The following is a 23933-nucleotide window of genomic DNA, read 5'->3' on the forward strand; positions in this document are numbered from 1 at the left end:
ATTCTACCTTCATGTAGGTAGATTTTCTACCGTCATGTAGGTAGATTGCAAGCCGGATTTTATTGCTCCACAAGGGCGCGGCTTCGCCGGGGCGTCGGCGGGGGTGAAATGAAGGGTCGAGAGTTGAACATGAAACCGGTCAGGCATGCGCGCGGCGAAGCAACGCGTCAGGCGATCCTCGAGGCCGCAGAGACGGTTTTCGCCGAAGTCGGCTTCGCGACCGCACGGCTCGAGGACGTCGCAGCCGCGGTCGGCATCAGGCGGCCGTCGATCATCTATTATTTCGCGAACAAGCAGGAGCTTTACGACGCGGTCGAGGAAGACATCTTCGCGTGCATGCACCAGCAGGCGCTCAAAGGCATCGCCGCGAACGACAAGCCGATCGACAGGCTGCTCGGGCTGCTCGACGGCTGGCTCGACTTCCTCGTCGCGCGTCCCTCGGCAGCGCGCATCATCCAACGGCTCGTCGCCGACGTGACGCCGCGCCGCGGCAATCCGACGCAATTCTCAAATATATTGCTTCGCGACGTCGAGATGGTGGTGAATGAGGGCATCGCCGCGGGCGACTTCCGCCCGATCCCGCCGATGCACGTGGTCAACGCAGTAGGATCAAGCTCGCTCTTTTATGTCTGCAACGGCAAGCAGCTCGGTTCCAACCGCAGCTATGATGCCGCTGATCCGAAAGAGCTCGAAAGCTTCCGGGAGCTGCTTCACCTGCTGACGCGCGCCGCGGTCGCACCAGCAACGGCGAGATAGACCGCTGCTCAGCGAAGCCGGACCTCAACTTTCGATATCTCGCCGGTGAAGTCGCCCGTGCCCCGATAGTCGGCAACGGGCGCCCCCGTGTCGCAGCCGATGTCGAAGGTCTCACCGAGACCCGCCGCAATGAGGATCGTGCGGTCAACCTTGCCCGCAGCGAGCGGGCGGCCATTGGCGCTGATCTTGAGCGCCCCGCCCTGTCCCGGGCCGCGCGCATAATCGAAATCGAAACGGAGCTGTGCCGGACCGGGAGCAAGCTTTTCCTTCGCGGCGATGCGGAACTGGTGCTGTGGTTGCTGCGAAAAGGCATGGACCGCGACCGGCCGCCCACGATCCAGAAAAAAGCTCCAGCCGCCGAATCGGCTGCCGCTAGCGAGAACTACCCCCTCGCCGCCGCCCTTGGGCACGACGACATCGGCAATGATGCTGAACGAGCGAATGTTGATCGACGGTGCCGCCGCCTGCGCGACGCTGATGCCGCTTCCCCAGAAGACCGTGCTGGGACGCATCGCGGGCAGACCACCCGCCATCACGCGCGCGACGCCGAAGCGATCGTCGAGCGGAAAGACGTTGTTGGCCTTGGCCTCTCGCATCCACAGCGACTGGAGTTCGGCAAGCTTTGCGGGATTGGCGGCCGCCAGGTTGCGTGACTGGCTGAAGTCGCGGTTCAGGTCGTAGAGCTCCCACGCATAATCGGTGGGGAGCCCCTGAACGGGCCGCGGATCCCATGGCGCGCGCCTGGGCGTGGTGTTGGCGAACCAGCCATCGGCGTAGATGCCGCGATTGCCCAGCAACTCGAAATATTGCGTGCGGTGGCGTTCGGGCGCCTTCGCCTCGGCGAAGCTATAGACCATGCTCACGCCATCGACGCGCTGCTGATCGACGCCGTCGACCCGCACCGGCATCGGCACGCCCGTCGCCTCGAGGATCGTCGGCATGATGTCGGTGACGTGCGTGAACTGGCTGCGGATTCCCCTTGCCTCAATTCGCTTCGGCCAAGACACGACCAGACCGTTGCGCGTGCCGCCCAGGTGCGAGGCGACCTGCTTGGTCCACTGGAAGGGCGCGTTGGTCGCCCATGCCCAGCCCGCCGAAAAGAGCTGATAGCTTTCGGGTCCGCCCATGTCGGGCATGGTCTTGAGGAGCCAGCCCGTATCTTCTGCTACGCCATTGGCGAGCTTGCCGATCTCGTTGCTTTCGCCCGTCGGCCCGCCCTCACCGCTCGCGCCATTGTCACCCTCGATGAACAGGACGAGCGTGTTCTCCGCCTGCCCCATGCGATCGAGCTCGTCGAGCACGCGGCCGATTTCGGCGTCCTGATAGGCGAGCATGCCCGCGAACACCTCCATCATCCGCGCGTGGACGCGGCGCTCGTCGGCGGACAGGCTGTCCCATGCGGGAAGCACATCGGGGCGCGGGGTGAGCACCGTGTCGGCGGGGATGATGCCAAGCGTCTTTTGCCGCGCGAAGCTCTCTTCGCGCAAGCGGTCCCAGCCGCCGTCGAACTTTCCCTTGAACTTCGCAATCCATTCCGCCGGCGCCTGATGCGGCGCATGCGCGCTCCCCGGCGCGAGATAGGCGAAGAAGGGTTTGTCGGGCGCGGCCGCCTTCTGGTTGTGGATCCAGTGGATCAAGTCGGCCGACAGATCGCCGTCGAGCGTGGTCTCGGGATGGTGGCGCTGCGCGACGGGCGTTGTGCCGCGGTAAAGCTTGGGCCGCCACTGATTGGTGTCGCCACCGACAAAGCCATAGAAATATTCGAAGCCAAGCCCCGTCGGCCAGAGGTCGAACGGCCCCGCGGCCGAAGCCTGAGCCGCCGGCACATTGTGATGCTTGCCGAAAAAGCCGGTGTTCCAGCCATTCTGCCGCAGCACTTCGGCGACCGTCGCCGCCGAGCGCGGGATCGTCGCCCAATAGCCGGGAAAGCCCGTCGCGAGATCGGTGATGAGCCCCGTGGAGACCGCATGATGGTTGCGCCCGGTGAGCAGCGAGGCGCGCGTCGGCGAGCACATCGCGGTCGTGTGGAAGCGGTTATAGATCAGCCCGCGCGCGGCGAGCCGGTCGAGATGCGGCGTCGGGACCGGCCCGCCAAAGGTGCTTGCCGCGGCGAAGCCGACATCGTCGGTAAGGATCAGGAGGACATTGGGAGCACCCGCCGGCGCGCGCACCGGCTTCGGTATCGCCGGCTTCGAGTCCCGGTAGGTTTCGCCGATCGTGCCCGAAAAGGGCTGCTCGGGCGGAGGTAGCACGGTCCGGTCCTGCGCCGCAACGGACGACGCCAGCACCACCAGACTCAGCGCGAGATACCGCATTCCCCCTCCCCTTTTTTATTCTCCACGTGCGAGATTGAGGAACAGCGGCCGTTCGCCGCCCCCGTGCACCGCGATCTGCGCGCCGCTGACATAGGCCGCGTCCGCCGAGCCGAGAAAGGCGACTGCGGCCGCGACATCGCTGCCCCTCGCCATGCGGCCGAGTGGCAGCATCGCACCGATCCGTTCCATGCCCTCTGCGCCGCCATAATGATCAGCCGCCGCCTCGGTCGCGACGAGCCCGACGATCACCGCATTGACGCGGACCTTGGGCCCCCATTCCATCGCGAGCGACTGGGTGAGGCTGAGCAACCCCGCCTTGGCCGCGCCATAGACCGCGGTGCCGGGCGAAGGACGGACGCCAGAGACGCTCGCAATGTTGATGATGCTCCCGCCCGTTTCCTGTGCCTGCATGATGCGGTTCGCGGCCTGCGAAACATGCAGGGGCGCGAGCAGGTTGAGCGCAATCACCTTTTCCGAAAGCCGCGGCGAGGCTGTGGCGGCGTCGGCTTCGGGCGAGCCGCCCGCATTGTTGACGACGAGGTCGAGACGGCCATGGCGCTCGGCAATGCGATCGACCATCGCACTCACCTCATCGACCGAGCGGACGTCACAGCTTTCGAACTCGGAAATGCTGTCGCCATGGCGGGGGAGATCATCGGGCGAGGTGCGGCCGCAGATTACCACCCGCATGCCATCACCGAGCAATCGTTCGGCGATCGCCCTGCCAATGCCCCGGCTTCCCCCTGTGACAAGCGCGATGCGCTTCTGTTCGGCCATTCCCGTCTCCGTCTCCCGCCCGACTAGAGCATATTGCGCTCAATCCAATCCATATCAGTGCTCCGGGCTTGACCCGGAGCCCATGCCGAAAACGTCGATATGGCCGGACATCTGGGCTCCTGCTTTCGCAGGAGCACCGAGCCCCATTTAACGCGCGACGCTGTAGTTCACCGGCGCGCCCAATTTGTCTCTCTCCATATGGTGGTAGCGGACGATCTGGCCCCGGGCCTAGCGATATCCGGACATCGTGCGCGCGCCGAAATTCCGGCGACGCGCCATCACGCGCCGGAGAGACGATTGAACAAGCAAATGAGCATCGAGGATTTCGTCGGCTCGCTGAAAAGCGGAATGACGATCGGTATCGCCGGCTGGGGCCCGCGCCGCAAGCCGATGGCGCTGATCCGCGCGATCCTGCGCTCGGATCTGAAGGACCTGACGATCGTCGCCTATGGCGGCCCCGATGTCGGCATGCTCTGCGCGGCGGGCAAGGTTAAAAAGGTGATCTTCGGCTTCGTCTCGATGGATGCGATCCCGCTCGAGCCTTATTTCCGTAAAAGCCGTGAGGCGGGTACGCTCGACATCCTCGAGCTCGACGAAGGGATGCTGCAATGGGGCCTGAAGGCCGCGGCGTTCCGCCTGCCCTTCCTCCCCACGCATGTCGGGCTCGGCACCGATGTGATGACGCATGGCGGCTTCAAGACGGTGCAGTCGCCTTACGAGGATGGCGAGGTGCTGTTGGCGATGCCCGCGCTTCGCCTCGATGCGGCGCTGCTCCATGTCCACCGCGCCGACAAGCTCGGCAATATCCAGGCGCTCGGTCCCGACACCTATTATGACGAATGGTTCGCGCGCGCCGCGGACAAGACCTTCGTCTCGGCCGAGGAAGTGGTCGAGCGCATGGATCACAGCTATCCCGAGGATGCGCGCTTCAATATCGTCGAGCGCTGCTTCATCCATGGCGTGATCGAAGCGCCGCTGGGCGCGCACCCGACCTCGATGCCCCCGTCCTATGGCTGGGACATGAAGCACCTCAAAGCCTATGCCGACAGCGCCCGCGCCGAAGGCGGCTGGGACGCCTATCTCGCCGACACGATCGGTGCCGACGAAGCGGGCTATATCGAGCGCGTCGGCGGCAAGGACGCCGTCTCCAGCCTCCCCCTTCCCATTTTCTGAGGCGGATGACCACATGACCACCGCACCCGAATTCACGCTCTGCGAACAGCTTATCGTCGCCGCTTCCGAGGCGTGGCGCGGCAATGGCGAACTCGTCGCCACGGGCATCGGCACCGCGCCGCGGCTCGCCGCCTCACTTGCCAAGGTGACGCACACCCCCGAACTGATGATGACCGATGGCGAAGCCTGGCTGGTCGAGGATCCCGTGCCATTGGGCCCGCGCGGCTATGACGACCGCAAGCCCGCGGGCTACCTCCCCTTCTCGCGCTATTTCGACGCAGCGGTGTGGCCGGGCAAGCGCCATGCGATGGTCTCGCCCAGCCAGATCGACCGTTTCGGCCAGATGAACATCTCGTATTTGGGCGGCACCTATGACCAGCCCAAGGTGCAGATGCTCGGCGCGCGCGGCTTTCCGGGCAACTCGATCTACCACATCAACTCGATGTTCATTCCCGCGCACTCGAAGCGCGTCTTCGTCGAGGGCGAGGTCGATATGGTGTCGAGCGTGGGCTATAATCCCGCGCGGCGCATCCCCGGCGCGCGGTTCGATTTCGTCGACCTGCGGCTGATCGTCACGGATCTCTGCGTGATGGATTTCGGCGGCGCGGACAACGCGATCCGCGTCATCATGCTCCATCCCGGCGTGAGCTTCGATCAGGTGCAGGAGGCGACGGGCTTCGCGCTCGAGGCTGCGCCTGACATCAAGGAAACACCCGCGCCGACGCCTGAGCAGCTCGCGATCATCGCCCGGTTCGATCCGTACAACCTCCGGGCAAGCGTGCTCAAGGACAATCCCGCGGGCAAAAGGAGCTGATCCATGGCCGATATCGTCTACGAAACCGACGAGCCCGTCCTCTACCGCGTCGAAAATGGCGTCGCCTGGGTCACGATGAACCGGCCGACCTTCAACAACGCGCAGAACAGCCAGATGACCTATGCGCTCGACGACGCGTTCCGCCGCGCCATCGATGACGACGAGGTCAAGGCGATCGTGCTCGCAGGCTCGGGCAAGCATTTCTCCGCGGGCCACGATATCGGCACGCCGGGGCGCGACGTGAACAAGACTTTCGAGCGCAAGCTGCTCTGGCCTGATCACACCAACAAGCCCGCCGCCGAATTCCTCTACACGCGCGAGCAGGAAGTCTATCTCGGCATGTGCCGCCGCTGGCGCGAAATGCCCAAGCCCACGGTCGCGATGGTGCAGGGCGCGTGCATTGCGGGCGGGCTGATGCTCGCCTGGGTGTGCGATCTCATCGTCGCCTCGGACGACGCCTTCTTCCAGGATCCCGTCGTCCGCATGGGCATTCCCGGCGTCGAATATTTCGCGCACGCCTTCGAGCTGCCGCCGCGCATCGCCAAGGAATTCCTGCTGCTGGGCGAGCGCATGCCCGTCAAGCGCGCCCATGAGCTGGGCATGGTCAACCGCGTCGTCTCGCGCGACGAGCTGGAAGGCGAGACGCGCAAGGTCGCCGAAAAGCTCGCCGAAATGCCGCGTCTCGGCCTCTCGCTCACCAAGCAGGCGATCAATCATGTCGAGGAATTGCGCGGCAAGCGCACCGCGATGGATGCGGTCTTCCACATGCACCACTTCGCGCACGCGCAGAACGATCTGGTGACGGGCAACAGCCTGGCGGGCCTCACGGGCAAGTCGATGGCCGAAGCCAACAAGAAGGATGCGGAAAAGAGCTGATGGCCGATCCGCTCAAGACATTGCTGACCGAACGGCTCGGCTGCCGCCTGCCCGTGATCCAGACCGCGATGGGCTGGATCGCGACACCGGGGCTGGTGATCGCGTCGAGCGAGGCGGGCGCCTTCGGCTTCCTCGCGGGCGCGGTGATGCAGCCCGCCGAGCTGGAGGCCGCGACCCTGCGCGTCAAGCAGGGGACGAAGCAGCCCTTCGGCGTCAATTTCCACATGTTCCAGCCCGGCGCGGCGGAGATCGTCGAGATCATCCTGAAGCACCGCGATCAGGTGCGCGCGGTGAGCTTCGGGCGCGGGCCCGACGCGAAGATGATCGGCCGATTCAAGGATGCAGGCATCCTCTGCATCCCCACCGTCGGCGCGGTCAAGCATGCGCAGAAGATGGTGCAATTGGGCGTCGACATGGTGACCGTGCAGGGCGGCGAAGGCGGCGGACATACCGGCTCGGTCGCATCGACGATCCTGCTCCCGCAGGTGCTCGACAGCGTGAAGGTGCCCGTGATCGCCGCGGGCGGTTTCGGCGACGGGCGCGGGCTTGCGGCGGCGCTGGCGTTTGGCGCGGTCGGCATCGCGATGGGCACGCGCTTCCTGATGACGCGCGAAAGCCCGATCCCCGACATTACGAAGGCGCGCTATGTGAAGGCGGGCACCGACGACATCCTCGTCTCGACCAAGGTCGACGGCCTGCCGCAGCGCATGATCAAGAACGCGCTGCTCAACAAGATCGAGCGCTCGACCGGGCTCGGCATCTGGCGCCGCGCGATCGAGAGCGGGCTGCAGATGAAGCGCCAGACGGGCGCCTCGTTCGGCGAACTGTTCAAGGCCGCCAGGGGCATGACCAGCCATGGCGGGCTCACGCTGCCGCAGGCGATGATGGCGGCCTCCGCGCCGATGCTCATCCAGAAGGCGGTGGTCGAGGGCGATCCCGATCACGGGCTGATGGCGACGGGGCTCGTCGCCGGCCGGCTCGACGATCTGCCGAGCTGCGCCGATCTCGTTTCCGGCATCGAGCGCGACGCGCGCGCGCGCCTCGCCGCCCTCTCCTCTTCTCCGCAAACGGTGGCCTGAACCATGCCGATCCATACCGAAATCAAGGACCGCATCGCCGAGATCGTCTTCGACGTTCCGCCGGTCAACGCGTTCGACAGCGAAACCTGGAACAGCCTGCCCGCGATCATCCGCGCGGCGGGATCCAACCCCGAGGTCAACGTCGTCCTCATCCGCGCCGAAGGCCGCGGCTTTTGCGGGGGCGTCGACATCAAGGAGATGCAGGCGCATCCCGAGCGCATCACGCTGCTCAACCGCGGCAATTTCCTGACCTTCAAGGCGGTGCGCGAATGCGAGGTGCCCGTCGTCACCGCGGTCCACAAATTCGTGATCGGCGGCGGCATCGGCATTTGCGGCGCGTCGGACACGATCATCGCCGCCGATGACGCCTATTTCTCGCTGCCCGAGGTCGATCGCGGCGCGATGGGCGGCGCTTCGCACCTCTCGCGGATGCTGCCGCTCCACAAGGTCCGCGCCGCCTTCTTCACCGGGGGCAATATTCCCGCCGAGGAAGCGTACCGGCTCGGCGCGGTCGAAAAGGTCGTGGCGCGCGAGGCGCTGGCCGAGGAAGCACGCGCCTTTGCGGGCGTGATCGCAGGCAAGTCGCGCAAGGCGCTCGTCCTCGCCAAGGAGGCGCTGAACGGCCTCGAGCCGCGCGATGTCGATCACGGCTATCGCTTCGAACAGGGATTCACCCTCGAAATGTACATGCACGAAGACAGCCAGAAGGCCCGCGACGCCTTTGTCGAAACGGGCAAGGCGGCCAAATTCTGATGAATCTCGCCTATACCCCCGAACAACAGGCCTTCCGCGCCGAGGTGCGCGCGTGGATGAAGGCCAATGTCCCCAAGGAACCGCTCGTCACGCTCGAGCGCGAAGAGGGCTATCACCAGCATGTCGAATGGGAGCGCAAGCTCGCCAGCGGCAACTGGGGCATGGTCACCTGGCCCGAGGCCTATGGCGGGCGCGGGCTCGACCTCATCCAGTGGCTGATCTTCGAAGAGGAATATTACCGCGCCGGCGCCCCCTTGCGCGCCAACCAGAACGGCATCTTCCTGCTCGGTCCCACGATCATGGAGTTCGGCACCGAGGAGCAGAAGGCGCGCTTCCTCACGCCCATGGCCAAGGGCGAGGTGATCTGGGCGCAGGCATGGTCCGAACCCAATGCGGGATCGGACATGGCCGCGATCACGTCGAAGGCGATCCGTGACGGCGATCATTACGTGATCTCGGGCCAGAAGACCTGGTCGAGCCGCGCGAGCTTCGCCGACTGGGGCTTCGGCCTGTTCCGCACCGATGCAGAATCGAAGCGCCACAAGGGGCTAAGCTTCATCCTGTTCGATCTGAACGCTCCCGGCGTGACGCGTCGTCCGATCCGCCAGCTCCACGGCGATCCGGGCTTTGCCGAACTGTTCTTCGACGAGGTCCGCGTGCCCGTCGAGAACCGCATCGCGGGCGAAGGCGAAGGCTGGAATGTCGCGATGGCGACCGCGGGCTTCGAGCGCGGGCTGATGCTGCGTTCGCCCGCGCGCTTTCAGGCCGCCGCCGCGCGCCTCGTCGCGCTCTTTCGCCAGCATGAGGCCAAGGCCGCGCCCGCCGCGCGCGAACAGGTGATGCAGGCGTGGATGGACGCGCAGGCCTATGCCTACAACACCTATGCCGTGGCCTCGAAGATCATGGCCGGGGGCCATATCGGCGCCGAAGCGAGCCTCAACAAGATCTTCTGGTCCGAACTCGACCGCGCCGCGCATCGCACCGCGATGCAGCTCTTGGGCGCTTCGGCCGAGCTGCGGCACTTCGATGGCGGCCAGCTCAACGCGTGGCTCGAGGGTTATATCTTCTCGCTCTCGGGCCCGATCTACGCCGGATCGAACGAGATCCAGCGCAACATCATCGCCGAGCGCCTGCTCGGCCTGCCGAGGTAAGCGGCCATGGACTTCACGGTTTCCGAAGATCAGGCGACGCTTACACAGGGCGTGCGCGATTATCTGGCGGGCGTCCATACGCCCGAGGTTCTGCGCGAACTCGACGTCAGCGAAGGCCGCCGCTCCGCCGCCATCTGGCAGGGGCTCGTCGAAATGGGCCTGCCCGGCCTGCTCGTCCCCGAGGCCGCGGGCGGGCTCGGCCTGTCGCTGCTCGACGGCGTGCTCATCGCTGCCGAACTCGGCCGCGCGGGCGTCGCCGAACCGATCGCCGACACCGCGCTGATCGCCGCCCCGCTGCTCGCCAAGGCGGGCGGGCAGGACGCGCTGCTCGGCGCGATCGCTTCGGGCGAAGCGAAGGTCGCGCTCCAGCATCCGCTCAATCCCTGGGTCGCCGATCTCGATGCGGCAACGCACCTGCTTTCGGTAAAAGATGAAGCCCTGATGCTCGCACAGCGAACCCCGGCGAAGGCCGGGGTCCAGGAGTCGTTGGGCGCTGGACCCCGGCCTTCGCCGGGGTACTCCGAGGGTAAACCGCTCGACAGCGTCGACCCGCTCCGCCGCATCTTCGCGCCCGTCGCGGCCGAGGGCGTCGCGGTCGGATCGGCCGATGCACTCCTCGATCACGCCGCGCTGATCAGCGCCGCGCAGCTCGTCGGCATCGCCGATGCCATGCTCGCGCTCAGCACCGAATATGCGAAGAACCGCAACCAGTTCGGCCAGCCGATCGGCAGCTTTCAGGCGGTGAAACATCACCTCGCAACGGCGGTGGTGAAGATCGAGTTCGCCAAGCCCGTGCTCCAGCGCGCCGCAGTCGCGCTCGGCGAGGGCTCCGCGCACGCCGCGGTCCATGTCAGCCACGCCAAGATCGCCGCCACCGACGCCGCCTGGGCGATGGGCGAGACCGCGATCCAGGTCCATGGCGCGATGGGCTATACCTATGAGGTCGACCTCCATTTCTGGATGAAGCGCTGCTGGGCGCTTTCCGGCGGCTGGGGCGACCGCGCCTTCCACCTTCGCCGCATCGACGCCGCCGTGATCGGCGGCAGCCTCCCGATCGGCCCCGGCCACACTTTCGCCTGAGGAACCTCAATGCCCGAAGCCTATATCATCGACGCGGTCCGCACCCCCATCGGGCGCAAGAAGGGCAGCCTCGCGCACGTCCACCCCGCCGATCTCGCCGCGCACCCGCTGAAGGTGCTCATTGAGCGCACAGGCATCGACGCCAATCTCGTCGACGACGTCGTCTGGGGTTGCTGCGACACGATCGGCCCGCAGGCGGGCGACATCGGCCGCACCGCATGGCTCGTCGCGGGCCTGCCCGAGCACGTCCCCGGCGTCACCATCGACCGGCAATGCGGCTCCTCGCAGCAGGCGATCCACTTCGCCGCACAGGGCGTGATGAGCGGCACGCAGGACCTCGTCGTCGCGGGCGGCAGCCAGGCGATGAACGCCATTCCGATCTCCGCGGCGATGTTCGCGGGCCAGCCCTATGGCTTCGATAGCCCTTTTATCGGAGCCAAGGGCTGGGACGCGCGCTACGGCACCGAGGAGATCAACCAGATCAAGTCGGCCGAGATGATCGCCAACAAATGGCAGATCAGCCGCGAGGCGATGGAAACGTTCGCCACCGAGTCGCACCGCCGCGCGCAGGCCGCGATCGACAATGGCTGGTTCAGGAACGAAATCGCGCCCTTCAAAGGGCTTGAGCAGGACGAAACCGTTCGCCCCGCGACGACGCCCGAGGGTCTGGCGACGCTCAAGACCGTCAATGAAGGCGGCGTTATCACCGCGGGCATTGCCAGCCAGAATTGCGACGGCGCGGCAGCACTGCTGATCGCGAGCGAAGCCGCGGTGAAGGCGCACGGCCTCAAGCCCCGCGCGCGCATCCACCACCTCTCGGTCCGCGCCGACAATCCGATCTGGATGCTCACCGGCCCGATCGCCGCGACGAAGTACGCGCTCGAAAAGGCGGGCATGTCGGTCGACGACATCGACCTGTTCGAATGCAACGAGGCCTTCGCCTCAGTACCGATGGCGTGGATGCAGGAACTCGGCATCCCGCACGAAAAGGTCAATGTGCAGGGCGGCGCGATCGCGCTCGGCCACCCCATCGGCGCCACCGGCGCGCGTCTCATGACCACGCTGCTCGGCGCGCTCGAGCGCACCGGCGGCCGCTACGGCCTTCAGACCATGTGCGAAGGCGGCGGCCAGGCCAACGTCACCATCATCGAAAGACTGTCATGAACACGCCGTTCGTCCCGAGCGAAGTCGAGGGACGTCAGGCACCGCGCGGGCGTGTCTCGACTGCGCTCGACACAAACGGACATTGTTGAAGGGTTGAACAGAATGGGTATCTGCGACGGAAGGACCGTCATCATCACCGGCGCGGCGCGCGGGCTCGGGCGCTCCTATGCGCTCGCCTTCGCAGCCGAAGGCGCCAATGTCGTCGTCAACGATATCGGCACCAGCCTTTCGGGCGAGGGCCGCGATACTTCGGCGGCGGACAATGTCGTCGCCGAGATCAAGGCCGCGGGCGGCAACGCGATCGCCAATTATGAGGACATCACCGACTGGGATGCCGCCAAGCGCATCGTCGACGCCGCCGTGGAAGCGTTCGGCGACCTCCATGTCGTCGTCAACAATGCGGGCATTGTGCGCGACCGCATGTTCGTCTCGGCGACGCCCGAGGAATGGGACGCGACGATGCACGTCCATCTGCGCGGCCATTTCTGCGTCAGCCGCCACGCGGTCGATTACTGGCGCGCTAGCCAAAAGGCGGGCAAGCCCGTCGACGCGCGCATCATCAACACCACCAGCGGCGCGGGTCTGCAGGGTTCGATCGCGCAGGCGGCCTATTCGACGGCCAAGGGCGGCATCGCTGCGCTCACGCTGGTGCAGGCCGCCGAACTCGGCCGCTATGGCATCACCTCGAACGCACTCGCCCCCGCCGCGCGCACGCGGATGACCGAGCAGGCCTTTGCCGACAAGATGGCCGCGGTCGACAATGGCTTCGACGCGCAGGATCCCGACAATATCGCGCCGACCGTCGTCTGGCTGGGCTCCGAGCAGTCGAAGCACGTCACCGGCTGCGTCTTCGAATTGGAGGGCGGCCGCATCACGATCGAGGATGGCTGGAAGCTCGGGCCCACGGTCGACAAGCAGGCCAAATGGGCGCCTGCCGATGTCGGCGCGGCGGTCGACGAGTTGCTCGCGGTCCGCGCCGCACCGCGCAAGGTCTGGGGCACCTGAGCCATGCATTTTTCCGCCACATCCGCTCCTCCTGAGGAGCCGCTGAGCCTGGCGAAGCGGCGTCTCGAAGGACGCACCGTACCTGATCCTTCGAGACGGGCCTTCGCCTTCGCTCAGTCCCTCCTCGGGATGAGCGGAGAGTATGAAACAACCAGCGGTGGGCTTTGATATGCACTTCGCCTTCACCGACGAACAGGTGATGATCGCCGAAACGGCGAAGGCATTCTTCGCGGAGAACGCGACGAGCGAGCGCACGCGCGCCGCGATGGCCGAGACAGGTGTCGACAGCGCGCTGTGGCAGGCCTTCACCGGCGAACTCGGGCTTGCCGGCGTCGCGATCCCCGAGAATTGCGGCGGCGTCGGGCTCGGCATGGTTGAGCTCGCGATTCTTGCCGAAGAGGCGGGGCGCAACACCGCCGCGCTGCCCTTCCTCGCCAGCCTCGGTCTCGCCGCGCCTGCGATTCTGGCGGGCGGAAGCGAAGAGCAGAAGGCGCGCCTTCTCCCCCGCCTGGCTTCGGGCGAACGGATCGCGAGCTTCGCGGTTGCCAGCGCCGACGGCACGCCCGGCGCGACGCTCAGCGACGGCACACTCACCGGCGCGGCGCTTCACGTCCCGCACGGCGGTACTGCCGACCTGTTCGTCGTCGCGGCCAGCAACGGCGTCGCGATCGTCGATCGCGGCGCCCCCGGGCTCGGCGTCACGCCGCTCACCAGCATGGACCAGACACGCCCCTATGCGCGGCTCCACTTCGACGGCGTCGCCGCCGAGGCGCTCGCCGATCCGCGCGCCGCGGTCAGCGCCGCCTTCACCACCGGCTGGCTCGTCCTTGCCGCCGACGCGCTCGGCGGCGCGCAGGCCTGCCTGGACCGCACGGTCGCCTATACGCAGGAACGCGTCCAATTCGGCCGCGCGATCGGCAGCTTCCAGGCGGTCAAGCACCGCCTCGCCGACATGATGGTCGCGATCGAACAGGCGCGCTCGGCGGTCTACTGGGCGGCGTGCGCGATCGACGAGGGATCGGACGAATCCGCCTTCGCGGTCCATGCCGCCAAGGCCTTTGCCTGCGATACCTACAGCCACTGCGCGGGCGAGATGATCCAGCTTCATGGCGGCATCGGCTTCACCTGGGAGCACGACGCGCACCTCTATTTCAAGCGCGCGCGCAGCAATGCGAGCCTGCTCGGCACCCCCGACTGGCACCGCGAGCAGGTCGCACAACTCGCCGGACTGGATCAGGCCGCATGAAACTCGGATTTTCTCCTGAGGAAGAAGCTTTCCGCGCCGAAGCCGCTTCATGGCTCAAGGCCGAGCTGGAAGGCCCCTTCGCCGATGTGCGCGGGCGGACCAGCCTGACCGAAATGCCCGAACGCCGGCGTGACTGGGAAAAACGGCTCGGCGAGGCGGGCTGGAGCTGCGTCGGCTGGCCCAAGGCCTATGGCGGACGTGACGCCACGCTCGCTCAACAGGTGATCTTCGCCGAGGAATATGCGCGCTGGGGCGCCCCGCCCCGGCTCAACCATATCGGCATCGAGCTTGCCGGCCCCACCATCCTTGCCTTCGGCACCGAGGCGCAGAAGGCGCGCCTCCTGCCCAAAATCGCGAAGGGCGAGGAGATCTGGTGCCAAGGCTATTCCGAACCCAATGCGGGTTCCGACCTCGCCAATGTCCGCACCAAGGCCTGGCGCGACGGCGACGACTGGGTGATCGAGGGGCAGAAGGTCTGGACCAGCCTCGCGCAATTCTCCGACTGGATCTTCGTCATCGCGCGCACCGAAGAAGGATCGAAGGGGCCAAAGGGCCTGTCCTTCCTGCTCGTCCCCGTCGACCAGAGCGGCGTCACCGTCCGCCCGATCCACCAGATCACGGGCGAGGCCGAGTTCAACGAGACCTTTTTCGATGGCGCGCGCACCGCGGCCGCCAACATCCTCGGCGAGCCCGGTGATGGCTGGAAGGTCGCGATGGGGCTGCTCGGCTTCGAACGCGGCGTCTCGACGCTCGCGCAGCAAATGGGATTCCGCAACGAACTCGACGCGGTGATCGCCGCGGCGCGCGCCAATGGCGAGGCGAAGAACCCGCTGATCCGCCAGCGCATCGCGAAAGCCGAGATCGGATTGAAACTGATGCGCTATGGCGCGCTGCGCATGCTGACCGATGCGGAGGGCGGCACGCTCAACCCCTCGGCGCTCACCTACAAGATCCAGTGGGCAACCTGGCGGCGCGATCTCGGCGAGCTCGCGATGGACGTGCTCGGGGTATCGGGAGAGACCGTCGAGGGCAGCGAATATGCCTTCCCCGTCCTCCCCAACCTGTTCCTCTACAGCCGCGCCGACACGATCTACGGCGGCACCAACGAGATCCAGCGCAACATCATCGCCGAGCGCGCGCTCGGCCTTCCGCGCGAGCCGCGCGGCGATCTGAAATAGGAGACAGACGTGGCGAGACCCGCCCCCGACTACCCCACCCCCACCGGCCTGCTCAAAGGCAAGACCATCCTCATCACCGCCGCCGCAGGCAGCGGCATCGGCGGCGCGGTCGCGCAGCGCGCGGCAGAGGAAGGCGCGACGCTCTTCCTTTCCGATATGCACGAGCGCCGGCTGGGCGAGACCGCCGACCGGATCGAGGGCCTCGGCTTCGCACGCCCCGGCACGCTCGTCTGCGACGTCACCGATGAAGCGCAGGTGCAGGCGCTCGTCGCAGGCGCGATCGGCGCGATGGGGCATGTCGACGTGCTCATCAACAATGCGGGCCTTGGCGGCGCCGCGCCCGTGGTCGAGATGACCGACGATCAGTGGAACAAGGTGCTCGACGTGACCTTGACCAGCGTCTTCCGCATGACGCGCGCGATGCTGCCGCATATGTACGCGCGTCAGACGGGCGCGATCGTCAACAACGCCTCGGTGCTCGGCTGGCGCGCGCAGAAGCTGCAGGCGCACTATGCCGCCGCCAAGGCAGGCGTGATGGCGTTCACGCGCTGCTCGGCGCTCGAAGCCGCCGAACAGGGCGTGCGCATCAACGCGGTTTCGCCGAGCCTCGCGATGCACGCCTCGCTGTCCAAGGTAACCCCGCCGGGGCTGCTCGAGGAGCTGACCGAGAAGGAAGCCTTTGGCCGCTATGCCGAGCCCTGGGAGGTAGCGAACGTCATGCTCTTCCTCGCCAGCGACCTCTCCTCCTACATGACGGGCGAAGTGCTCGCCGTATCGAGCCAGCAGGCATGAGCGCGCGCATCTTCGAGACCCCCGCCGCGCTGCTCGATGCGGTGGGTGAGAGCTTCGGCCCGACCGAATGGGTCGCGATCGAGCAGGATCGCATCGACCTGTTCGCGCAAGCGACCGACGACCACCAGTGGATCCATGTCGATCCCGAACGTGCGAAGGATGGCCCCTTCGGCGGCACGATCGCGCACGGCTATCTGACGATGAGCCTCGTCAACCGCTTCCTCCCCGAGCTGGTCGAGGTGCGCGGCGTCTCGATGGGGATCAATATCGGCACCGACAACCTCCGCTTCCTCAACCCCGTCCGCTCGGGCAGCCGGATCAGGGGCAAGGGCGAACTGGTGAAAGCCGAGGAAGCCAAGGGCGGCGTCCAGGCCGTGGTGCGCGTGACCGTCGAGATCGAGGGCGTCGAAAAACCCGCCTGCGCGGTGGATACGATCAGCCGCTTCTATCCGGCGCAGTAGCTACCCATCCGCCCTCGTCATGCCAGTGAAAGCTGGCATCTCCCACAAGATCGGGCGCCATCTGGTTGGCAGATCCCAGCTTTCGCGGGGATGACGTGGGAGCAAGTGAAGGCCATTTACCCGCGCAACAGGAACTTCTGCACCTTGCCCGCGGCATTGAGCGGAAGCGCGTCACGGATCTCGACGCTCCGCGGCACCTTGTAATTGGCCATGTTCTCGCGCGCCCAGGCGGTGATCGCCTCGGGCGTTGCTTGCGCGCCGGGGCGGAGCACGACGAAGGCCTTGGGCACCTCGCCCAATCTTTCGTCGGGCACGCCGATCACCGCCGACTGCGCGATCGCGGGGTGTTGCGCGAGGATATTCTCGATCTCGGCGGGGTAGGCGTTGAAGCCGCCAACGATGAAGATGTCCTTGGCGCGATCGGTGATGCGGATATAGCCGCGCGCGTCCTGCACCGCGATGTCGCCGGTGCGCAGCCAGCCATCGCCGTCGATCGCCTCGGCCGTGGCCGCAGGGTCGTTGAAATAGCCCTGCATCACGCCGGCTCCGCGGACGAGAAGCTCGCCCGCCTCGCCCGGCGGCAACGTAGTGCCGCCGTCATCGACGATCCGTATCTCGATCCCGTCGAGCGGGCGCCCCGCGGTGCTGGCGATCGTCTCGACGCCGTCCTCCTTGCGGCACATGGTGACGACGCCGCAGGTCTCGGTAAGGCCATAGGCGGTGAGCACGGTTTCGATACCAAGTTCGGTCCGCATCTCCTCGACGAGCGAGACTGGCACCGATGCTGCGCCGGTGATCGCAAGCCGCAGTGACGACAGGTCGTGTGCACGATAGTTTGCGGCGAGCAGGCTCTGATAGATGGTCGGCGGCCCCGGCAGCACACTCACCTTCTCGCGTTCGATCCGCGCCAGCACATCCTCCGCGCCGAAAACTGCGTGCGGCAGCACGGTGCAGCCTGTCAGAAAGGCAGCGAGCCAGCCCGCCTTGTAGCCGAAGCTGTGAAAGAAGGGGTTGATAATCAGGAAGCGATCCGCCGGTCGCAGCCCATAAGTCTCCGAATAGCGCTGATAGACCCAGATGTTCTGGCGGTGCGTCGTCACCGCCCCCTTGGGGTTGCCCGTCGTCCCCGAAGTGAAGAGGATATCGCAGACATCGTCCTCACCCAGCGCATCGAGCCGCGCATCGATTGCGGATGGCGGAATCGCGGCGCCGCGCTTCAGAAATTCGCCCCAGCCGACACCGCCTCCCTCGCCGCCCAGCAGAACAATTTGCTGCAGGTCTGGCAAATCCTCGCCGCGCAGCATTTCGGGATAGGCCGCCCCCAGAAACTCCGAGACGGTCAGCAGCATCCGCGCGCCGCTGGTGCGCAGGATATAGCCCGCCTCGCGCCCCTTGAGCCGCGTGTTGAGCGGCACGATCGCCGCGCCGGCGGTCTGCGCACCGAGCGCAGCAATGATCCACTCGACCGAGTTGGGTGCCCAGATCGCGACCCGGTCGCCGGCTTCGATCCCGCTGGAAAGAAAGGCCGCAGCGGCCTCGCGCACGCGTGGCTCTAGATCGCGGTAGAGGATGGTGTCGCCATCCTCGCCGCGGATCGCCTCGATGTCGGCGAAGCGCCTGGCCGACGCGAAAACCATGTGCGGGATGGTGTGCTTGTTCTCGGCCACGGGCCAATCATCTCCTGAATATCGCACCGGGCGTCGACGTGCGAACCCTGGCTCCTGCTTTACGTGCCTGCGTGGTATCGCCATTGCCTATTCACAACCCCTATTCGGGGATGGCAAGCCAGTGCGGATGACTGGCCAAGGTGCCTCCGTCGGCGCATCAGGATCAGAAACACGGCGGGGAAAGAGGATCAAGGGCTAGAAGGCATGGCAATCGACAAACCCCTGGCGCCGGCGGACGAGCTGGTCTCGCTGATCTACAGGGGGCCACTCGAGCCGACGCCCTGGCAAAGCTTCCTCGAAGCGCTGACGCGCCGGATGCGCTGCAAGAGCGCGGCGATCGTGTTGCGCCTCAGCCGTCAGGGCATGCCACCGCTCGTCATCTGGGGTCGACCGCCGACGATCGACGAAAATCAGGCGCGCGCGATCAACGAGGTCCATGCCGAGCTCGGCCATCTCGACCCGCTGCGCAACAGGCTCGTCCGTCCCGGCGACATTCTTACGTTGAGCGCGGCCATGCCCCGCGAGGAGCTCGAGAAGAACCGCTTCTACCTCGAGATCATGAAGCCCTATGGCATCGAGCACGAACTCGGCATGTATATCTCCGAGCCCGGCGGCTGGGAGGGCAATGTCGGTCTGACCAACGGGCCCGAGGAAGGGGATTTTACCGAAGATGACAAGGCCGTGCTGCTCACGCTCCGTCCGCATCTCGAGCAGGCGCTGACGCTCTTCTCGCGCATTCGTCGCGACGAGACCGAGCTTCAGGTGATGACTGATACGCTCGACAGGTTGACGCTATGCACCTTCATTCTCGACAGCGCGGGCCGCGTCATCCGCACCAACACCGCCGGCCGCCAGCTCATGCTGTCAAGCCGCGCGATCCGTACCGCGGATGACCGGCTGGTGCTTGCGAGCAAATCGAGCAACGCCTTGCTCCAGCAACTCGTAGCCCGTGCGATCGAGGCGCGGCGCTCGGGGGACAGTTTCACCGAGGCGCTGCGCGCTGAATCCGATAGCGACCGGCATCTGGGCGTGCTCGTGCGGACGATCGAAACGTCGACGCGCTACGGCAGCGATGCCGAACCCGCAGTGGTCATCTACGTCTCGGGGCTGGAGACAGGCCAGCCGCTCGAACGGCTGGTAAGCCAGATCTTCGACCTCACCCCTTCAGAGGCGCACCTGGCCGCGCTGCTCGCCGCGGGGCTGAGTCTTGCCGAAGCCGCCGAGAAGCTCGATCTCACTGAGAACACGGTGCGCAGCTATTGCAAGACCATCCTGAGCAAGACCGGCGTCAGCCGCCAAGCCGATCTCGTTCGGCTGATCCTGAGAAGCGTCGCCGTTCTCGGCTGACCGCCGAGCCACCAAATGGGTGTGGCGCTCTGCTCCGCGCGATGACAATCCGGCCCTCAACCGGCCGCACGGCAATCTAGTCCAATTGAGCGATGCGGCGCCCCGGACGGCGTGACAGGCTCCGGGCAAAGGCGCGCTCTACGCGTCGACGGCAGAGGAGCGATGACAAGGCCATGACCGCCAATCCCGATTCCCGCGCGTTCCGCGATGCGCTCGGCTCATTCGCCACGGGCGTCACGATCGTGACCGCGACCGATGCAGAAGGTCGCGACGTTGGCCTGACCGCGAGCAGCTTCAACTCGGTCTCGCTCGATCCGCCGATGATCCTGTGGAGTCTCGCGCGCAGCTCGCAGAGCATGGCGGCGTTTCGCGAGGCCGCGCATTTCGCGGTGCACATCCTTGCCGCCGATCAGGATCCGCTGTCCAACCGCTTCGCCAAAAGCGGCACCGACAAGTTCGCCGACGTGCCGATCGAACGCGGCGAAGGCGGCGTACCGCTGCTCACGGGCTGCTCGGCGCGTTTCGAGTGCCGCACCGCCTATCAATATGAAGGTGGCGATCATATTATCTTCGTGGGCGAAGTAACGCGCTTCGATCGCTATGAGCGCCCGCCTCTCATTTTCCACGGCGGGCGTTATGCGCTCGCGGCGCGCAAGGCGCAGGCGCTCTCGGCGGGCGGGGCAATCGAGCAGCCCGCCGGCAGCTTCGGAGAAGACTTTCTCGGCTATCTGCTCGGTCGCGCCCATTTCCAGCTCTATGCGCGAATGCAAGCAAGCCTCGGCGCGCACGGGCTGGATGCGTGGGACCATTTCATCCTGAGCGTGCTCGGCATTGGTGACGGACGCTCCATAGCCGAGATCGAGGCGGTGATCGGCTATACCGGCGCGCATGCAACCCCCGAGCGTGTTCGCTCGCTTGCGGCGCGCGGCATCCTTTCGGCCGACCCCGACGGAGGCCGGCTGTGGCTGACCGAACAGGGCCGCAAGACGCTGGTCGAACTGACCGCGGCCGCCAAGGCAGCCGAAGAGGACGCGCTGGGTGCGTTCGACGAGAATGAAACCGCGCTTCTCAAGCATCTGCTGAAACATGTCATCCGCAGCACCGATCCGGGGCTGCCCGACCCATGGCTGGCCACGGCGGAGCAAGGCGCGTGACGCCGGCTCGCATCGCGGGCCATGGACCGATCCGGCAGATCGCCTGGCTTACAGAGGATCTCGATGGCGCAATCGCACAGTGGTGCGAACTCGCAGGCGTGGGACCTTGGACGGTCTATCGCAACGTCCGCATGGATGGCGATTATCGCGGCTCGGCGACATCGGTACGGATCGACGTCGGCCTCGCATATCAGGGCGAGATTCAGATCGAACTCATCGCGCCCCATGGCGCCGGACCTTCACCTTACCATGATGCGGCGGGCCGGGTCCGCACGGGCATGCACCATATTGCGTGGCTCGTCGCCGATGTCGCTTCGGCGACCGAAGCCGCGATCGCGGGCGGGTTCGCACCCGTGTTCCGCGCCGAAGATGGCAGCGGCGCGACGCGCGTCGCCTATCTCGAAGCGCCCGAAAACCCCGCCATGTTGCTCGAGCTGATCGAGGCCACGCCGCCGATCCGCGAAGGTTTCGAGACAGGTATCGCGGCCGCCCGCGCGTGGGACGGAAGCGATCCGGTAACCGTCATCGATTTCGGCACCTGACGGGGAGCATATGGAAAAGATCATCTATGCGCTGTGGCGCGATGCCAGCGAAAATCGCGCGCGCTTCAACGCGCGGCTGCTCGGAGAGGTGACAGACGCACTCGCGGCGCATGTTTTCGGCCTTCGATTGAATTTGCAGGACGCTGAGGTGGAGCGCGGCACCTCGCCGCGCATGGCTTCCACCCAGCCGCAAATGGATGCGGTGATCCAGCTTTGGTCGCCAAGCGCGAACGATCCGGCGCGCGCGCCGGTAGACGCGATCATAGGTGGAGCTGCCCCGCGCTATGCCGCGTGGCTGGCGTCCGAATCGACGGTTCTGCCCAACACGCTCCATCCGCCCGTTACGGGCCGACGCACCGAGGGCTTTTCGCAGATCGTGTTCCTTGGCCGCCCGCCGCGCCTCACCTGGGAGGCATGGCGCGATACCTGGCAGCGGCATCATACAGCCGTCGCGGTCGATACCCAGGCCAACTTCGAATATGTCCAGAACCTGATCGTGCGACCGCTGACCTATGGCGCGCCCGATTATGCGGCGATGGTCGAGGAATGCTTCCCTTACGCCGCGCTTGGCGACGAAGCGGTCTATTTCGACGCGGTCGGTGATTCCGCGAAGCTCGCGGAGAATCAGCGGCTCATGGCCGAAAGTTGCGCCCGCTTCATCGATTTCGACCGGATCGACTGCCTTCCGACCAGCCAGTTCGATGTGAAGCGCATTGTGTGATACGCAAAGCGTGACATAGATACTTACATAGTGAGCAAATGCGTAATTCCCACTTGACGATCGAGCGTCATGGCGACAAGGATAATACGCAAATAGAACGCATATGGACATGAGTTCGACGAGATGCGTCAGCAATGCAGGAGATACCATGCGCGATATCGAAGAATCCCGCACGCGCAGCGATCCTAACGCGATCGTTGTGTCGGAACGCGTCGAGATTGCCGCGCCTGCCGCGATCGTCTGGGAAATTCTGACCGATCTGCCGCGCTATGGCGAATGGAACCCCTTCTGCATCGCCGCGGAATCGACGCTCGAGATGGGCGCGCCCGTCAGCATGACGCTCAAAAGCTATATCGAGCCCGACGTCACCTTCCCCAATTGCGAATATGTCTGCGCGTTCGAGCCTGAGCGGCTGATTTCCTGGGAACTGCCCTACAATGAAGCCTGGCCCTATCCCGCGCGACGCGACCAGATCATCGAACCGCTGGGCGACGAGGCCTGCGCCTATCATTCGACCGACGCCTTCCTCGGCGACAACGGCATCCATGTGATGCGCTTCGCGGGCCCCTGGGTGAAGCGCGCATTCGACGACACGGCACACGCGCTGAAAGTTCGCGCGGAGGCAATGCACCGGGCGCGAAAGGCCGGGACATGAGCCTGGACCTCGAAGCGATCGAACGGATCAAGCGCGTCAAATATCTCTATTGCGAGGCGATCGATCGGTGCGATCTCGCACTGCTTGAAACGATCCTGACCGAAGATTTCAGCGCCGACTATCAGGGTGGAAGCTACCGGCTTCAAGCCAGGGGCCGAGCCGAATTCCTCGCAGCGATCAAGGCGGCGTTCCACCCCGACTTCGTCGGTTGCCACGCCGTGCAGCATCCGATCATCGACGTGCACGGTGACGGCACCGCGAGCGGGCGCTGGCGGCTGGTCGATTATGCGATGAGCCTTCGCGACGACAATCTGACGACTATCGGCGCGGCGACCTATGTCGACGACTATGCGCTCGTCGACGGCGCATGGAAGCTCAGGCGATCGGCCTATACGCGCATTTACGAACGCGTGTTCAACGAGCCCAACCCCGCGATCACCTTCCATATCCTCGGAAGCCTGGCGCGGTGATCGACCTGTACGGCATGACCAGCCCCAATGTGCTGAAGCTCGCCCTCATGCTCGAGGAATGCGGGCTCGATTACCGGGTCCACCACGTCGACGTCTTCGCTGGCGCGCAGCACGATCCCGCGTTCCTCGCAATGAACCCCAATGCCAAGGTGCCGGTAATCGTCGACAATGATGGCGACGGCGCCTTCGCGGTTTTCGAGAGTGGCGCAGCGCTGCTCTATCTCGCGGACAAGACGGGCCTTTTGCTGCCGCGCGACGGCCGGGCGCGATCAACTGCGCTGCAATGGCTGCTGTTCCAGGCGTCGACCGTCGGCCCTGCATTTGGCCAGTATGTCCACTTCTTTCGCTACGCGCCGTCCGAAATCTATGCGCTGCGTCGTCATGAGAGCGAAACCGCGCGCGTGCTCGGCCTGCTCGATCGTCGGCTTGGTGAGAGCGCGTGGTTGTCGGGCGATAGCTACGGCCTTGCCGATATCGCGACCTGGCCCGGCGTGCGCACGGGCGATGCGATTTTTCCGCTGCTGGCCAACGGGCACGGCTGGCGGACGCTCCCCAATTTGCGGCGCTGGTTCGACAACATCGCCGAACGCTCCGCAGCGGTGCGCGCCACGGCCGCCGTCGACGCACTATTGCCGCAGGACAAGGCCGCCTTCGCGCGCGCCGATACCGATGCGCTCGACCGCTTCTTCGGTCGAGGCCGGCACGATCACGCGCTCGCCCTGACCGGCGCCGAGCCTGCGTAACCATCGAATTTCAA

General features: G+C 65.8%; 24 protein-coding genes. 21 read left to right on the forward strand and 3 right to left on the reverse strand.

All coding sequences use genetic code 11. The annotated features are described in order from the left end of the window. The first annotated feature begins 129 nt into the window (after positions 1 to 129). On the forward strand, positions 130 to 756 hold the full coding sequence (locus tag D3876_RS01680) for a TetR/AcrR family transcriptional regulator (protein ID WP_119759382.1): 627 nt from the start codon (positions 130 to 132) through the stop codon (positions 754 to 756). Positions 757 to 764: 8 nt separating this feature from the next. Here D3876_RS01680 and D3876_RS01685 read toward each other — a convergent pair whose 3' ends face one another. Both D3876_RS01685 and D3876_RS01690 read right to left on the reverse strand, forming a co-directional pair. After that, positions 765 to 3071: an arylsulfatase gene (locus D3876_RS01685; RefSeq protein ID WP_119759383.1), complete on the reverse strand. Its 2307-nt coding sequence runs from the start codon at positions 3069 to 3071 to the stop codon at positions 765 to 767. A 15-nt stretch (positions 3072 to 3086) separates the two neighbouring features. Continuing rightward, positions 3087 to 3848: an SDR family oxidoreductase gene (locus D3876_RS01690; protein WP_119759384.1), complete on the reverse strand. Its 762-nt coding sequence runs from the start codon at positions 3846 to 3848 to the stop codon at positions 3087 to 3089. 297 nt (positions 3849 to 4145) lie between these two features. Between D3876_RS01690 and D3876_RS01695 the strand changes: the two genes are divergently transcribed. From D3876_RS01695 to D3876_RS01760, 13 genes are all read left to right on the forward strand, one after another. Continuing rightward, positions 4146 to 5021, forward strand: coding sequence for a CoA transferase subunit A (locus D3876_RS01695; protein ID WP_119759385.1), 876 nt, complete (start codon positions 4146 to 4148; stop codon positions 5019 to 5021). Positions 5022 to 5034: 13 nt separating this feature from the next. Further along, positions 5035 to 5835 (forward strand): CoA-transferase subunit beta, encoded by an 801-nt coding sequence (locus D3876_RS01700; protein WP_119759386.1) that lies wholly within the window; start codon positions 5035 to 5037, stop codon positions 5833 to 5835. A gap of 3 nt (positions 5836 to 5838) precedes the next feature. After that, positions 5839 to 6711: an enoyl-CoA hydratase gene (locus D3876_RS01705; protein WP_119759387.1), complete on the forward strand. Its 873-nt coding sequence runs from the start codon at positions 5839 to 5841 to the stop codon at positions 6709 to 6711. Then, the gene (locus D3876_RS01710; protein ID WP_119759388.1) at positions 6711 to 7790 is read left to right on the forward strand and encodes an NAD(P)H-dependent flavin oxidoreductase; all 1080 of its coding nucleotides are present in this window, start codon (positions 6711 to 6713) and stop codon (positions 7788 to 7790) included. The genes D3876_RS01705 and D3876_RS01710 overlap by 1 nt, the downstream gene beginning before the upstream one ends. 3 nt (positions 7791 to 7793) lie before the next feature. After that, the gene (locus D3876_RS01715) at positions 7794 to 8543 is read left to right on the forward strand and encodes an enoyl-CoA hydratase family protein (protein WP_119759389.1); all 750 of its coding nucleotides are present in this window, start codon (positions 7794 to 7796) and stop codon (positions 8541 to 8543) included. After that, positions 8543 to 9694 carry an acyl-CoA dehydrogenase family protein gene (locus D3876_RS01720; RefSeq protein WP_119759390.1) on the forward strand — a complete coding sequence of 384 codons (1152 nt, stop codon included), beginning with the start codon at positions 8543 to 8545 and terminating at the stop codon, positions 9692 to 9694. Before D3876_RS01715 ends, D3876_RS01720 begins: the two co-directional genes overlap by 1 nt. A gap of 6 nt (positions 9695 to 9700) precedes the next feature. Beyond that, positions 9701 to 10774 carry an acyl-CoA dehydrogenase family protein gene (locus D3876_RS01725; protein WP_119759391.1) on the forward strand — a complete coding sequence of 358 codons (1074 nt, stop codon included), beginning with the start codon at positions 9701 to 9703 and terminating at the stop codon, positions 10772 to 10774. A 9-nt stretch (positions 10775 to 10783) separates the two neighbouring features. Next, positions 10784 to 11938: an acetyl-CoA C-acetyltransferase gene (locus D3876_RS01730; RefSeq protein WP_119759392.1), complete on the forward strand. Its 1155-nt coding sequence runs from the start codon at positions 10784 to 10786 to the stop codon at positions 11936 to 11938. A 102-nt stretch (positions 11939 to 12040) separates the two neighbouring features. Next, the gene (locus D3876_RS01740) at positions 12041 to 12943 is read left to right on the forward strand and encodes an SDR family oxidoreductase (protein WP_119759393.1); all 903 of its coding nucleotides are present in this window, start codon (positions 12041 to 12043) and stop codon (positions 12941 to 12943) included. 142 nt (positions 12944 to 13085) lie between these two features. Next, positions 13086 to 14189: an acyl-CoA dehydrogenase family protein gene (locus tag D3876_RS01745; RefSeq protein ID WP_238475197.1), complete on the forward strand. Its 1104-nt coding sequence runs from the start codon at positions 13086 to 13088 to the stop codon at positions 14187 to 14189. After that, positions 14186 to 15367, forward strand: a complete 1182-nt coding sequence (locus D3876_RS01750; RefSeq protein WP_119759395.1) for an acyl-CoA dehydrogenase family protein — start codon at positions 14186 to 14188, stop codon at positions 15365 to 15367. Before D3876_RS01745 ends, D3876_RS01750 begins: the two co-directional genes overlap by 4 nt. A gap of 9 nt (positions 15368 to 15376) precedes the next feature. Then, positions 15377 to 16159, forward strand: a complete 783-nt coding sequence (locus tag D3876_RS01755) for an SDR family oxidoreductase (RefSeq protein ID WP_119759396.1) — start codon at positions 15377 to 15379, stop codon at positions 16157 to 16159. Further along, complete coding sequence (locus D3876_RS01760) at positions 16156 to 16620, forward strand: MaoC family dehydratase (RefSeq protein WP_119759397.1); 465 nt, start codon at positions 16156 to 16158, stop codon at positions 16618 to 16620. The genes D3876_RS01755 and D3876_RS01760 overlap by 4 nt, the downstream gene beginning before the upstream one ends. Before the next feature lie 116 nt (positions 16621 to 16736). On the opposite strand, the gene D3876_RS01765 is transcribed toward D3876_RS01760, so the two are convergent. Next, a complete protein-coding gene (locus tag D3876_RS01765; RefSeq protein ID WP_338014300.1) occupies positions 16737 to 18287 on the reverse strand; it encodes a FadD3 family acyl-CoA ligase in 1551 nt (516 codons plus the stop codon). Positions 18288 to 18491: 204 nt separating this feature from the next. Here D3876_RS01765 and D3876_RS01770 point away from each other — a divergent pair, with 204 nt between their 5' ends. From D3876_RS01770 to D3876_RS01800, 7 genes are all read left to right on the forward strand, one after another. Next, positions 18492 to 19634, forward strand: a complete 1143-nt coding sequence (locus tag D3876_RS01770; protein WP_119759399.1) for a helix-turn-helix transcriptional regulator — start codon at positions 18492 to 18494, stop codon at positions 19632 to 19634. A gap of 173 nt (positions 19635 to 19807) precedes the next feature. Then, positions 19808 to 20788 carry a flavin reductase gene (locus D3876_RS01775; protein WP_119759400.1) on the forward strand — a complete coding sequence of 327 codons (981 nt, stop codon included), beginning with the start codon at positions 19808 to 19810 and terminating at the stop codon, positions 20786 to 20788. Then, positions 20785 to 21330, forward strand: coding sequence for a VOC family protein (locus tag D3876_RS01780; protein WP_238475198.1), 546 nt, complete (start codon positions 20785 to 20787; stop codon positions 21328 to 21330). Before D3876_RS01775 ends, D3876_RS01780 begins: the two co-directional genes overlap by 4 nt. Before the next feature lie 10 nt (positions 21331 to 21340). Further along, positions 21341 to 22051 (forward strand): EthD domain-containing protein, encoded by a 711-nt coding sequence (locus tag D3876_RS01785; protein WP_119759402.1) that lies wholly within the window; start codon positions 21341 to 21343, stop codon positions 22049 to 22051. A 148-nt stretch (positions 22052 to 22199) separates the two neighbouring features. Then, on the forward strand, positions 22200 to 22706 hold the full coding sequence (locus tag D3876_RS01790; protein ID WP_119759403.1) for an SRPBCC domain-containing protein: 507 nt from the start codon (positions 22200 to 22202) through the stop codon (positions 22704 to 22706). Continuing rightward, a complete protein-coding gene (locus tag D3876_RS01795) occupies positions 22703 to 23176 on the forward strand; it encodes a nuclear transport factor 2 family protein (RefSeq protein WP_119759404.1) in 474 nt (157 codons plus the stop codon). The genes D3876_RS01790 and D3876_RS01795 overlap by 4 nt, the downstream gene beginning before the upstream one ends. Beyond that, on the forward strand, positions 23173 to 23919 hold the full coding sequence (locus D3876_RS01800) for a glutathione S-transferase family protein (protein ID WP_119759405.1): 747 nt from the start codon (positions 23173 to 23175) through the stop codon (positions 23917 to 23919). Before D3876_RS01795 ends, D3876_RS01800 begins: the two co-directional genes overlap by 4 nt. Positions 23920 to 23933: the final 14 nt, after the last annotated feature.

It is taken from the genome of Sphingomonas cavernae, assembly GCF_003590775.1.
In the GTDB taxonomy this organism is placed as follows: domain Bacteria; phylum Pseudomonadota; class Alphaproteobacteria; order Sphingomonadales; family Sphingomonadaceae; genus Sphingobium_A; species Sphingobium_A cavernae.

Bases quoted from the DNA above. Each gene is read 5' to 3' on its own strand.
- D3876_RS01680 (WP_119759382.1), top strand. From the start codon at position 130: ATGAAACCGGTCAGGCATGCGCGCGGCGAAGCAACGCGTCAGGCGATC.
- D3876_RS01685 (WP_119759383.1), bottom strand. From the start codon at position 3,071: ATGCGGTATCTCGCGCTGAGTCTGGTGGTGCTGGCGTCGTCCGTTGCG.
- D3876_RS01690 (WP_119759384.1), bottom strand. From the start codon at position 3,848: ATGGCCGAACAGAAGCGCATCGCGCTTGTCACAGGGGGAAGCCGGGGC.
- D3876_RS01700 (WP_119759386.1), top strand. From the start codon at position 5,035: ATGACCACCGCACCCGAATTCACGCTCTGCGAACAGCTTATCGTCGCC.
- D3876_RS01705 (WP_119759387.1), top strand. From the start codon at position 5,839: ATGGCCGATATCGTCTACGAAACCGACGAGCCCGTCCTCTACCGCGTC.
- D3876_RS01710 (WP_119759388.1), top strand. From the start codon at position 6,711: ATGGCCGATCCGCTCAAGACATTGCTGACCGAACGGCTCGGCTGCCGC.
- D3876_RS01715 (WP_119759389.1), top strand. From the start codon at position 7,794: ATGCCGATCCATACCGAAATCAAGGACCGCATCGCCGAGATCGTCTTC.
- D3876_RS01720 (WP_119759390.1), top strand. From the start codon at position 8,543: ATGAATCTCGCCTATACCCCCGAACAACAGGCCTTCCGCGCCGAGGTG.
- D3876_RS01725 (WP_119759391.1), top strand. From the start codon at position 9,701: ATGGACTTCACGGTTTCCGAAGATCAGGCGACGCTTACACAGGGCGTG.
- D3876_RS01730 (WP_119759392.1), top strand. From the start codon at position 10,784: ATGCCCGAAGCCTATATCATCGACGCGGTCCGCACCCCCATCGGGCGC.
- D3876_RS01740 (WP_119759393.1), top strand. From the start codon at position 12,041: ATGGGTATCTGCGACGGAAGGACCGTCATCATCACCGGCGCGGCGCGC.
- D3876_RS01745 (WP_238475197.1), top strand. From the start codon at position 13,086: ATGAAACAACCAGCGGTGGGCTTTGATATGCACTTCGCCTTCACCGAC.
- D3876_RS01750 (WP_119759395.1), top strand. From the start codon at position 14,186: ATGAAACTCGGATTTTCTCCTGAGGAAGAAGCTTTCCGCGCCGAAGCC.
- D3876_RS01760 (WP_119759397.1), top strand. From the start codon at position 16,156: ATGAGCGCGCGCATCTTCGAGACCCCCGCCGCGCTGCTCGATGCGGTG.
- D3876_RS01770 (WP_119759399.1), top strand. From the start codon at position 18,492: ATGGCAATCGACAAACCCCTGGCGCCGGCGGACGAGCTGGTCTCGCTG.
- D3876_RS01775 (WP_119759400.1), top strand. From the start codon at position 19,808: ATGACCGCCAATCCCGATTCCCGCGCGTTCCGCGATGCGCTCGGCTCA.
- D3876_RS01785 (WP_119759402.1), top strand. From the start codon at position 21,341: ATGGAAAAGATCATCTATGCGCTGTGGCGCGATGCCAGCGAAAATCGC.
- D3876_RS01790 (WP_119759403.1), top strand. From the start codon at position 22,200: ATGCGCGATATCGAAGAATCCCGCACGCGCAGCGATCCTAACGCGATC.
- D3876_RS01795 (WP_119759404.1), top strand. From the start codon at position 22,703: ATGAGCCTGGACCTCGAAGCGATCGAACGGATCAAGCGCGTCAAATAT.